Genomic DNA, 11,716 nt, shown 5'->3' with positions numbered 1-11,716 from the left:
CGTTCGGGTACTGCGTTGTTTCGTGTGGGCTCGTTGCGTTCAACGCCCTGCGGGGAGCGCCCCGGCACGTCCCCTCCGGGCACCGCGATGTGGTGCGGCGGGGCGCTTCCGGCGCCGTCCGGTGGCGCGTTCCTGGGTGGTGTGGGGGCGTGTGGCCAGGTGGGGCAGGCTGATCTGATGGCGGGGAGGGTGGTTGGTTCTGGGTGGGGTGTGGGGAGCCGGGAGAGGTCGGTCAGGAGGGTTTCTGCCAGGGTGCGCAGGTGTGGTGCGGGGGTAGGGGACGCGCCCGCGGTCGGTGGGGTGGGCGGGCCGCCCGCTGATTGCCAGCGGGTGCGGATCGCTGTCGCGTCGCGGCCGTCCTCCGATGCCTGGCGCAGCTCGTGGGTGATCAGGTCCTCAGGTTGCAGCCAGGTCAGCCGCACGGCGTGCCTGCCAGCGCCGCGAATGTCGCCTCGTGGGTCCGGCGGCGCTCCGAGTCTCGGGCGTACACCTCGCGGGTTACGGCCGCCAGGGTCCGGGGTGGGGCGTGCAGGTCGGTGCGGCTTGCTTCGGCGACGGTTTTCGCCCAGTCGGACGGGATGGCTGATTCGCCGTACAGCGCGCCGGCGATCGCGCCGCTCATCGTGGCGATCGAGTCGCAGTCGCGGCCGTAATTGACCGAGCCCAGGACTGTGTGGCGGTAGTCGCCGCTGGCTACGAGGAGCATGCCGAGGGCGATGGGGAGTTCCTCGATGGAGTGCAGCCGGGAGGGGCGGCGGGCCGCGAGGGACGGTTTGCGGTAGTCCGGGCCGACGGTGTCGAAAGGTGCGACGGCGTTGCGGAGGGGGGTGAGTGCGGACTCGAAGTCGTGGTGGCGGACCGCTGCTTCGGCTACTGCTTCGATTGCTGTGCGGGTGCCGTCCTTGGCGAGGGACAGGCATGTGTCCACCACTGTGGCGGGGGTGGCTTCGGGGGCGCAGGCGGCGGCTACTGCGGCGGCGAAGACTCCGGCTGCCTCTCGTCCGTACGACGACTGGTGGGCGCCGGCGATGTCGATTGCTTCGGCGTACGCGGATGTTGGGTTGCCCGCGTTGACCAGGCCGACGGGGGCCATGTACATCGCGGCGCCGCAGTTGACGATGTTTCCGGTGCCGGCTTCCCGGGGGTCCACGTGGCCGTAGTGGAGGCGGGCGACGATCCACTTCTCGGCCAGGAAGATGCGCTGGAGGGGGAGGGCTTCTTGCTCCAACTCCGGGATCCAGATGGGGGATTCGATCAGTTCGGGGACCAGGTGGTCGGCGATCGCGTAGGCGTCCAGGTGGTCGCGTACGGCCTCGTACACGCGGACCAGGGCGTGGGTCATGAGGGTGTCGTCCGTGATGTGGCCGTCGCCCTTGTGGTACGGGGCGATGGGGCGCGCCGTACGCCAGTTCTCGTGGAAGGGGCCGACGATGCCGTGGACGCGGCCGTTGTGGCGTTCGGTGATCTGTTCGGGGGTCCAGCCTTCTACCGGGCCGCCGAGCGCGTCGCCGACTGCCGCGCCGATCAGGCTGCCGGTGGTCCGGTCCTCCAGGGTGAGGGGTGGGAATGTCGCCATGGTTCGGTCAGCCCTTCGTGGGGTGGTTGGGGCGGAGGTGTGCGGTGAGTCTTCCAGCCAGTTCGACCAGGTCTGTGCCGGCCAGGCGGGGGAGGGCGCAGCCGACCAGGGTGCGGCAGGTGTCCCGCCAGCCGGGCGGTAGGGCGTCGCCGCCGCAGAGTGCGCCGGTCAGTGCGCCGGCGAGGGCGGGGGCGGAGTCGGCGACCCGCGACAGGCAGGCGGCGGCGGGTACGGCCTCGGTGACGCGGCCGCGGGCGGCGGTGGCGAGGGCCAGGGCTACGGGGACGGTTTCGGCGGCGGCGATGCCGTAGCTGTAGACGTGGTCGACGATCTGGTGCTCCAGGGTGGGGACCAGCGCGAAGGCTCCGGCGTTGGAGGTGGTGGCGAGGTGTACGGCGTGGGCTGCGTTGCGGCCGATTTCCGTGGCTTCGGGGAGTTGGGCGAGCGCGGCGTGCACGGCTTCGTCGACGCCGGCGCCGCCGAGGGCTGCCGCGATCGCCGCCGCCATGGCGCGGGCGCCGTGGACGCCGTCGCCGTCCTGGGTGTAGCGGGCGTCGAACTCGGCCAGCTCGGCGGCGGCGATCGGGTCGCCGGGGTGGGCGGTGGCGAGGACGGCGGCGCGGATGCAGGCGGCGTCGTCGAAGTAGTGCGGATTGTCGTGGCCGGTCGCGGGCGGGCGCAGGCCGGTGGCGAGGTTGCCCAGGCCCGCGCGTACGGAGATCCGGGCGCGGAGGGGGAGTACGGCGGACTCGACCTCGGGGGCGCGGTCGGCTGCGGCGGCGACCTCGGCGGCGAGGGCGGTCCAGGCGCGGTCGACCGCGGCGCGGATCTTGCCGGGGGTGGCGGCGAGGATCGTACCGGCGGTGAAAGCGGCCCACTCGGCGTCGTCGGAGGGGCCTAGGCGCAGGGGTTCGGGGGGCTGGTTGAGGGCGATGGGGACGGGGAGGGTGGTGGTGGCGTTCTGCTCGGCGAAGGTGTCGAGCTCTCGGGTGAGGCGGCGGGTCCAGTCCGGCATGCGGGCGGCGCGGTGGCGGGCGGCGGGCCAGCCGGCGGCGTCGCCTGCGGCCAGGCCGAGGAGCAGCCCTTCGATCCGGCGGGGGCCGGCCGTGTCAGCGGTGCGCGGGCTGCCCGCAAGGGTGGGGGTGGTTTCTGCGGCTTGTGGGGGGTTGTAGGGGGTCATCGCGTTGCCCGGAGGGTGTGGGGGGTGGCGGTCGGGGGATCGTCGTCCGGGGTGAGGAGGTCTGCCACGTCCAGTACGTGGTGGTTTCGCATGGACGGGAGGCAGCTGCCTCTGGCCGGGGTGATGGCAGAGGACCAGGCCGGAGGGATCGCCCTCGCGCCGCACATCGCGCCGGCCAGGGCGCCCGCCACCGCCGCCGTGGTGTCCGCGTCGCGGCCCATGTTGACCGCCGTCAGGACTGAGGTGGCGAAGTCGCCGCGGGACGCCGCGAACGCCCCGAAGGCCAGGCCCACCGCCTCCGGGGCCAGGTCCGTCCAGGGGTAGCCGCCGATCACCACCGCCGAGCGCACCGCCCGTTCGCCGTCCGGGGCCACTGCCACCGCTCGGCGCAGGGAGCGGGCCGTCCAGGAGTCGGACGGGATGACCGAGAGTGCGGCCGCGGTGATCGCGGAGGGAGTGCCGCCCGTCATGGCCGCCGCCACGCCCGCCGCCACCGCCTGGCCGCCGTAGATGCCCTCGCCCCCGTGGCTCACGCATCCGTCGATCGCCACCAGCCGCGCCGCCTCCGCCGGGCGGCCCGCCGCGAAGACGCCGAACGGGGCGGCGCGCATCGCCAGGCCGTCGCTCCACGCGTGGCGGTGCTGGGCGGAGATGGGGGCGGCCAGGCCCCGGCGGAGGTTTTCCAGCGTGCCGCGTTCGCTGAAGCCCGCGCCGCGGAACGGTCCCTCGTCCAGGTCGGCGATCCACAGGTGCCAGGCGTTCTCGACGTGGGCCACGGTGAGCGCCGAGCCGTGACGGGCCAGGAGGAGGCCGGAGAAGATGGCGTACTCCGTGTCGTCCGTACCGGCGGGGTCGCAGGACACGAAGCCCTCGATGCGGCCCCAACGGCGGCGGATCTCGGACGGCTTCATGTTCTCCGCCGGCGCCCCGAGCGCGTCGCCCACCGCCAGGCCGAGCAGGGCGCCCCGCCCCCTGTCGCGGAGCGCCCGGACGCCGTGAAGTTCGCGCAGGGCCTGAAGCGCGCGGTCGTGACCGGTGCGGGATCGCATGCAATCAACTCCCAGGGCTCGTTCCTGGATCTGTGCCACGCGAGGGCCCGGCGAAGGCTCCGAAACGTCAGCGTCACCCGGTCGGCGTGGGGTCTGAGCTGCGGGTAAGTACGGCCTGCCTTGCTGGCGGGGGTCTTGAATCGTGCGTACTTTCGATGATGTTGAGGGGGTGGAGGGGCCGCGGACGGCCCCGCCTCCGGTGAGAGGGGAACTGGGCGACATGGCCATCATTGAGACCGAGGCGACGCTGCACGAGGCGCACCGCGACAACCACACGCACCGTGACGTGAATGGGGGTTGGCTGCGCCCGGCGGTCTTCGGGGCCATGGACGGTCTGGTATCGAATCTGGCGCTGATGACCGGTGTGGCCGGTGGTTCCGTGGGGCAGCAGACGATCGTCATTACGGGGCTTGCCGGGCTTGCCGCCGGCGCCTTCTCCATGGCGGCGGGGGAATACACCTCCGTGGCCTCGCAGCGCGAGCTTGTCGAGGCCGAACTCGACGTAGAGCGGCGGGAGTTGCGCAAGCATCCCAAGGATGAGCTGGAGGAGCTCGCCGCGCTGTACGAGTCGCGTGGGGTCGAGGCGGGACTGGCTCGTGAAGTCGCCCGTCAGCTGTCCCGCGATCCCGAGCAGGCGCTGGAGATCCACGCCCGTGAGGAGCTCGGTATCGACCCGGGGGACCTTCCCTCACCCCTGGTCGCCGCCGTATCGTCGTTCGGGGCATTCGCTCTGGGCGCTCTGTTGCCCGTACTGCCATACCTGCTCGGGGCCTCGACGTTGTGGCCCGCGGTGCTGCTGGCGCTGGTCGGGCTCTTTGCCTGCGGGGCGCTGGTGGCCAGGGTGACGGCGCGTTCCTGGTGGTTCAGTGGAATCAGGCAGCTGGCGCTCGGCGGGGCCGCGGCGGGTGTGACGTACGCCCTCGGCGCTCTGTTCGGAACGGCCGTAGGGTGAGACCCTATGCGGGGCTCCACATAAGTAGTCTGTTACTCGGTGGTTTCATCTTCGCAATCACCGGGCAAGAGCCCACGACACCGCAGGCAATGAGGCCTGCGCTGTGACGACCCGACGGGTGTCGGTCTGTCCGCCAGTGAACCACCTGCACCGCTATGCGCGGTGTCCGCATGCTGGAATGAGCTATCCACCTCGCGAGAAGCCAGCCATCATGTAACCTGCACGAAATTTCGCGGAGGGCCAACGTCGTCCCTCGGTAGTTGCATATGCCACGACGACGACGGGAGTGCCAATGCGTTCCGACGCCTGGTCGCCCATGGACGGTCGCCCCGCCCAGCAGGGGATGTACGACCCCCGTAACGAGCACGACGCCTGTGGCGTCGGCTTTGTGGCCACCCTTACCGGTGTGGCCAGCCATGAGCTGGTCGAGCAGGCGCTGACCGTACTGCGCAATCTCGAACACCGCGGTGCCACAGGATCCGAGCCCGACTCCGGCGATGGCGCCGGAATCCTGCTCCAGGTTCCCGACGCGTTCCTGCGCGAGGTCACCGAATTCGACCTTCCCGCGGCCGGGGCGTACGCCGTCGGCATTGGTTTCCTTCCCGCAGACGGCTCCGCACAGGCCGTCTCCGAGATCGAGACGATCGCAGCCGAGGAAGGTCTCGACGTTCTGGGGTGGCGTGAGGTTCCCGTCACTCCCTCGCTGCTCGGCAACGGCGCCCGCGCCACCATGCCGGCCTTCGCCCAGATTTTCGTGGCGGACGGTACGTCGACGGGGCTTGAGCTCGACCGCAAGGCCTTCGTGCTGCGCAAGCGCGCCGAGCGCGAGGCCGGTGTCTACTTCCCGTCGCTCTCCGCGCGGACCATCGTCTACAAGGGCATGCTCACCACCGGGCAGCTGGAGCCGTTCTTCCCGGACCTGTCCGACCGGCGCTTCGCGACGACTGTGGCCCTTGTCCACTCGCGCTTCTCGACGAACACCTTCCCCAGCTGGCCGCTCGCCCACCCGTACCGCTTCGTCGCGCACAACGGCGAGATCAACACGGTCAAGGGCAACCGGAACTGGATGAAGGCCCGTGAGTCCCAGCTCGCGTCCGACCTGTTCGGTGCGGACAAGCTGGAGCGGATCTTTCCCGTCTGTACGCCCGACGCCTCCGACTCCGCGTCCTTCGACGAGGTGCTGGAGCTGCTGCACCTGGGCGGGCGCTCGCTGCCGCACGCGGTGCTGATGATGGTCCCCGAGGCGTGGGAGAACCACGACTCGATGGACCCGGCCCGGCGGGCCTTCTACCAGTACCACGCCACGATGATGGAGCCCTGGGACGGCCCGGCCTGCGTCACCTTCACCGACGGCACCCAGGTCGGCGCCGTACTCGACCGCAACGGTCTGCGTCCCGGCCGCTACTGGGTGACCGACGACGGGCTCGTCGTGCTGTCGTCCGAGGTGGGCGTGCTTGACATCGACCCGGCGAAGGTGGTCCGCAAGGGGCGGCTGCAGCCCGGCAAGATGTTCCTCGTCGACACCGCCGAGCGCCGGATCATCGAGGACGACGAGATCAAGGCCGGCCTCGCCGCCGAGGCTCCCTACCAGGAGTGGCTGGAAGCCGGCGAGATCGAGCTGGAGGACCTGCCCGAGCGTGAGCACATCGTGCACACGCACGCGTCCGTGACCCGTCGGCAGCAGACCTTCGGGTACACCGAGGAAGAGCTGCGCGTCATCCTCGCGCCGATGGCCCGCACCGGCGGCGAGCCGCTCGGTTCCATGGGTACGGACTCGCCCATCGCGGCGCTGTCCGAGCGGCCCCGGCTGCTCTTCGACTACTTCACCCAGCTCTTCGCGCAGGTCACCAACCCGCCGCTGGACGCCATCCGCGAGGAGCTCGTCACCTCGCTGCGCTCCTCGCTCGGCCCCCAGGGCAACATCCTGGAGCCGACCGCCGCGACCTGCCGCAATGTCACGCTGCCGTTCCCGGTGATCGACAACGACGAGCTGGCCAAGCTCATACACATCAACGCCGACGGCGACATGCCGGGCCTGACGGCCGCCACGCTGTCCGGCCTCTACCGCGTCAGCGGCGGCGGCGACGCGCTGGCCGCCCGTATCGAGGAGATCTGCGCAGAGGCCGACGCCGCCATCGAGGCCGGCGCCCGCCTGATCGTGCTCTCCGACCGGCACTCGGACGCCGAGCACGCGCCGATCCCGTCGCTGCTGCTCACCTCCGCCGTGCACCACCACCTCATCCGTACGAAGCAGCGCACCCAGGTGGGGCTGCTCGTCGAGGCGGGCGATGTGCGCGAGGTGCACCACGTCGCGCTGCTGATCGGCTTCGGTGCGGCCGCCGTCAACCCGTACCTGGCCATGGAGTCCGTCGAGGACCTGGTCCGCGCGGGTACGTTCATCGAGGGCGCCGAGCCCGAGCAGGCCATCCGGAACCTGATTTACGCGCTCGGTAAGGGCGTCCTGAAGGTCATGTCCAAGATGGGCATCTCGACCGTCGCCTCCTACCGGGGCGCGCAGGTCTTCGAGGCTGTCGGTCTGGACGAGGCCTTCGTCGAGAAGTACTTCAACGGTACGGCGACCAAGATCGGCGGCGCCGGCCTCGATGTCGTCGCCAAGGAAGTCGCCGCCCGGCACGCCAAGGCCTACCCGGCCTCAGGCATCGCCGCCACGCACCGCGCGCTGGAGATCGGCGGCGAGTACCAGTGGCGCCGCGAGGGCGAGCCGCACCTGTTCGACCCGGAGACGGTCTTCCGCCTCCAGCACGCCACGCGCAACCGCCGGTACGACATCTTCAAGCAGTACACGGACCGGGTGAACGAGCAGTCGGAGCGGCTGATGACGCTGCGTGGGCTGTTCGGGTTCAAGTCGGGCCGTGAGGCCATCTCGATTGATGAGGTCGAGCCGGCCTCCGAGATCGTCAAGCGCTTCTCCACCGGTGCCATGTCGTACGGCTCCATCTCCCAGGAGGCGCACGAGACCCTCGCCATCGCCATGAACCAGCTGGGCGGCAAGTCCAACACCGGTGAGGGCGGCGAGGACGCCGAGCGGCTGTACGACCCGGCGCGGCGCTCCAGCATCAAGCAGGTCGCCTCGGGGCGTTTCGGTGTGACGAGTGAATACCTCGTCAACGCCGACGACATTCAGATCAAGATGGCGCAGGGTGCCAAGCCCGGTGAGGGCGGTCAGCTGCCCGGTCACAAGGTCTACCCGTGGGTGGCCAAGACCCGGCACTCGACGCCGGGCGTGGGGCTCATCTCGCCGCCGCCGCACCACGACATCTACTCGATCGAGGACCTGGCTCAGCTGATCCACGACCTCAAGAACGCCAACCCGGCCGCGCGTATCCACGTGAAGCTGGTGTCGGAGGTCGGTGTCGGTACCGTCGCCGCGGGTGTGTCCAAGGCACACGCCGATGTGGTGCTGATCTCGGGCCATGATGGTGGTACGGGTGCTTCCCCGCTTACCTCGCTGAAGCACGCGGGCGGTCCCTGGGAGCTCGGTCTCGCCGAGACCCAGCAGACGCTGCTGCTCAACGGGCTGCGCGACCGTATCGTCGTCCAGACCGACGGCCAGCTGAAGACCGGCCGCGATGTCATCATCGCCGCGCTGCTCGGCGCCGAGGAGTTCGGTTTCGCGACCGCGCCCCTCGTCGTCTCCGGCTGCGTCATGATGCGCGTCTGCCACCTCGACACGTGCCCGGTCGGTATCGCCACGCAGAACCCGGTGCTTCGGGACCGGTTCTCCGGCAAGGCCGAGTACATCGTCAACTTCTTCCAGTTCATCGCGGAGGAAGTGCGCGAGCTGCTGGCCGAGCTCGGCTTCCGTACGCTCGAAGAGGCCGTCGGCCACGCCGAACTCCTCAACACCGACGCCGCCGTTGAGCACTGGAAGGCGCAGGGCCTCGACCTGGAGCCGCTCTTCTACGTGCCCGAGCTGCCGGAGGGCGCAGTCCGTCACCAGATCACGACCCAGGACCACGCGCTGGAGAAGGCGCTCGACAACGAGCTGATCAAGCTCGCCGCCGACGCCCTGGCCGTGGACAGCGCCGAGGCCGCCGGGCCGGTGCGCGCGCAGGTCGCGATCCGCAACATCAACCGGACCGTCGGCACGATGCTCGGTCACGAGGTGACGAAGAAGTTCGGCGGGGCCGGTCTGCCCGACGACACCATCGACATCACCTTCACCGGGTCGGCCGGCCAGTCCTTCGGTGCGTTCGTGCCGCGCGGTGTCACGCTGCGGCTCGAAGGCGACGCGAACGACTATGTGGGGAAGGGCCTTTCGGGCGGCCGGATCGTGGTCCGGCCGGACCGGGGCGCCGACCACCTCGCCGAGTACTCGACGATCGCGGGCAACACGATCGCGTACGGCGCCACGAGTGGCGAGCTCTTCCTGCGGGGCAGGACGGGTGAGCGCTTCTGTGTCCGTAACTCCGGCGCCACGGTCGTCTCGGAGGGCGTGGGCGACCACGGCTGCGAGTACATGACCGGCGGTCGCGCGGTGGTGCTGGGCGAGACGGGGCGTAACTTCGCGGCCGGCATGTCCGGTGGCATCGCGTACGTCATCGACCTCGACCCGGACAACGTCAACTCCGGCAACGCCGGGGCGGTCGAGGCGCTCGACGAGACCGACAAGCTGTGGCTGCACGATGTGGTGCGTCGCCATGAGGAGGAGACCGGTTCGACGGTCGCCTCGAAGCTGCTGGCCGAGTGGGACACCGCGGTGGCCCGCTTCAGCAAGATCATCCCGTCCACGTACAAGGCAGTGCTCGCCGCCAAGGACGCCGCTGAGCTCGCCGGTCTCTCCGAGCAGGAGACCACCGAGAAGATGATGGAGGCGGCGACCAATGGCTGACCCCAAGGGCTTCCTGACCACCGGACGCGAGGTCGCCAAGACCCGTCCCGCCGGTGAGCGCGTCAAGGACTGGAACGAGGTCTACGTTCCCGGCTCCCTGCTGCCGATCATCAGCAAGCAGGCCGGGCGCTGCATGGACTGCGGCATCCCCTTCTGCCACAACGGCTGTCCTCTCGGGAACCTCATTCCCGAGTGGAACGACTACGCCTACCGCGAGGACTGGGCGGCGGCGAGCGAGCGGCTGCACGCCACGAACAACTTCCCGGAGTTCACCGGGCGGCTGTGCCCGGCTCCGTGCGAGTCGGCGTGCGTGCTCGGCATCAACCAGCCGGCTGTCACCATCAAGAACGTCGAGGTCTCGATCATCGACAAGGCGTGGGGCAACGGCGACGTCACGCCGCAGCCGCCGGAGCGTCTGTCGGGCAAGACTGTGGCTGTCATCGGCTCGGGGCCTGCGGGCCTGGCCGCCGCTCAGCAGCTGACGCGGGCCGGTCACACGGTCGCGGTGTACGAGCGCGCCGACCGCATCGGCGGGCTGCTGCGCTACGGCATCCCCGAGTTCAAGATGGAGAAGGTGCACATCAACCGGCGCATCGAGCAGATGCGCGCGGAGGGCACCAAGTTCCGTACGGAGGTCGAGATCGGCCGCGACATCGACGCCGCGAAGCTGCGGCGCCGGTACGACGCGGTGGTCATCGCCGCCGGCGCGACGGTCTCCCGCGACTTGCCCGTCCCGGGCCGCGAGCTGAACGGCGTCCACTTCGCGATGGAGTACCTGCCGCTCGCCAACAAGGTGCAGGAGGGCGACCTGACGGTCTCCCCGATCACCGCCGAGGGCAAGCACGTCGTGGTCATCGGCGGCGGCGACACCGGCGCGGACTGCGTGGGCACCGCCCACCGCCAGGGCGCGGCCTCGGTCACCCAGCTGGAGATCATGCCCAAGCCGGGCGAGGAGCGTAACGCCAACCAGCCGTGGCCGACCTTCCCGATGCTCTACAAGGTCACCTCCGCGCACGAGGAGGGCGGCGAGCGGGTCTACTCCGTGTCCACGACGCACTTCGAGGGTGACGAGGACGGCAACGTCCAGTTCCTGCACCTCGTCGAGGTGGAGTTCAAGGACGGCAAGCTGGAGCAGAAGCCGGGCACCGAGCGCAAGATCCCCGCTCAGCTCGTCACGCTGGCGATGGGCTTCACGGGCACGGACCAGGAGAACGGTCTGGTCCAGCAGTTCGGCCTGGAGCTCGACGCACGCGGCAACGTGTCGCGCGACGCGGAGTACGCGACGAACGTCGACGGCGTCTTCGTCGCCGGTGACGCCGGCCGCGGCCAGTCGCTGATCGTGTGGGCGATCGCCGAGGGCCGCTCGGCGGCCCGTGGCGTGGACCGGTTCCTGACGGGGGCGAGTGAGTTGCCGGCCCCGGTGAAGCCGACGGATCGTGCGTTGACTGTCTGACGTACGCCCCCAATAGACGTCCCGTACAACGGCGTGCGGAACTGAACGCGGCGCCTGCCTTGTCCCCGACCGGACATTGGGTGGGCGCCGCGGTGCGTGCCGACGTGGGTGCGGCCCGTCAGGCGGCCTGTCGCTGCCCGGGCAGGTGGACCTGTCACCATGCCGACCAGCGGGGGTGACTCCGACGCGGATACCTTCGCGCACGAGCGGCGGGTGGCCGTCGCGGCGGCGGAGGGCAGCCGGTTGGGCAAGAACAAGTTGATCACCGTGCGAGGGCCGGCGCCGACACGCCTCCGCCCGCTCGAAGCGCTACCCGCTCGGGGAGCCTGCGGGCGCTGGGGCGGGTACGGGCACGATTACGGGGGGTGATGGTGACGGCGGCGTGTCGAGCAGTTGCCGCTCGACAGTCTCCAGGTCGTCGATCGCGTGCTCGATGTCCTCCTCCAGCACCGTGAAGATCAAGGGTGTCTCGGGCGTGGCTGCGCGGAACGCGGCGGCCCGGCGTTTTGCCGCGCGAAGGTACTCGAGGACGGTCCGGGTCTGCTGGGCCGGAGGAACGCCGATGTACTGGCTGAGCAGCGATTCCAGGGTGAGCGACGCCTTCTGGACATCGGTGGTCATGACGGCGAACAGATCCCAGGACTGGTCGTTTTC

7 protein-coding genes are annotated in these 11,716 nt (G+C 70.2%); 3 read left to right on the top strand and 4 right to left on the bottom strand.

Translation table 11 applies throughout. The annotated features are described in order from the left end of the window. Positions 1–412 precede the first annotated feature (412 nt). From J7E89_RS32455 to J7E89_RS32445, 3 genes are read right to left on the bottom strand one after another with little or no spacing between them, the layout of a single operon-like run. Positions 413–1,576: an ADP-ribosylglycohydrolase family protein gene (locus J7E89_RS32455; protein WP_214978612.1), complete on the bottom strand. Its 1,164-nt coding sequence runs from the start codon at positions 1,574–1,576 to the stop codon at positions 413–415. 7 nt (positions 1,577–1,583) lie between these two features. Beyond that, positions 1,584–2,756: an ADP-ribosylglycohydrolase family protein gene (locus J7E89_RS32450; RefSeq protein ID WP_214978610.1), complete on the bottom strand. Its 1,173-nt coding sequence runs from the start codon at positions 2,754–2,756 to the stop codon at positions 1,584–1,586. Beyond that, entirely contained in the window at positions 2,753–3,805 is a 1,053-nt protein-coding gene (locus tag J7E89_RS32445; RefSeq protein ID WP_214978608.1) for an ADP-ribosylglycohydrolase family protein, read from the bottom strand. The genes J7E89_RS32450 and J7E89_RS32445 overlap by 4 nt, the downstream gene beginning before the upstream one ends. A gap of 220 nt (positions 3,806–4,025) precedes the next feature. Here J7E89_RS32445 and J7E89_RS32440 point away from each other — a divergent pair, with 220 nt between their 5' ends. From J7E89_RS32440 to J7E89_RS32430, 3 genes are all read left to right on the top strand, one after another. Then, positions 4,026–4,757 (top strand): VIT1/CCC1 transporter family protein, encoded by a 732-nt coding sequence (locus tag J7E89_RS32440; RefSeq protein ID WP_214978606.1) that lies wholly within the window; start codon positions 4,026–4,028, stop codon positions 4,755–4,757. A 292-nt stretch (positions 4,758–5,049) separates the two neighbouring features. Further along, positions 5,050–9,609 carry a glutamate synthase large subunit gene (gltB, locus tag J7E89_RS32435; protein ID WP_214978604.1) on the top strand — a complete coding sequence of 1,520 codons (4,560 nt, stop codon included), beginning with the start codon at positions 5,050–5,052 and terminating at the stop codon, positions 9,607–9,609. Continuing rightward, on the top strand, positions 9,602–11,062 hold the full coding sequence (locus J7E89_RS32430; RefSeq protein WP_214978602.1) for a glutamate synthase subunit beta: 1,461 nt from the start codon (positions 9,602–9,604) through the stop codon (positions 11,060–11,062). The genes gltB and J7E89_RS32430 overlap by 8 nt, the downstream gene beginning before the upstream one ends. Positions 11,063–11,371: 309 nt before the next feature. Here J7E89_RS32430 and J7E89_RS32425 read toward each other — a convergent pair. Then, the coding region (locus J7E89_RS32425) for a hypothetical protein (protein WP_214978600.1) at positions 11,372–11,716 on the bottom strand (345 nt) is incomplete at its 5' end.

This window comes from Streptomyces sp. ISL-100, assembly GCF_018614615.1.
Taxonomy (GTDB): Bacteria; Actinomycetota; Actinomycetes; order Streptomycetales; family Streptomycetaceae; genus Streptomyces.
The sequence above is the reverse complement of the archived record's forward strand: the minus strand, read 5'-3'. Positions and strand labels throughout refer to the sequence as shown.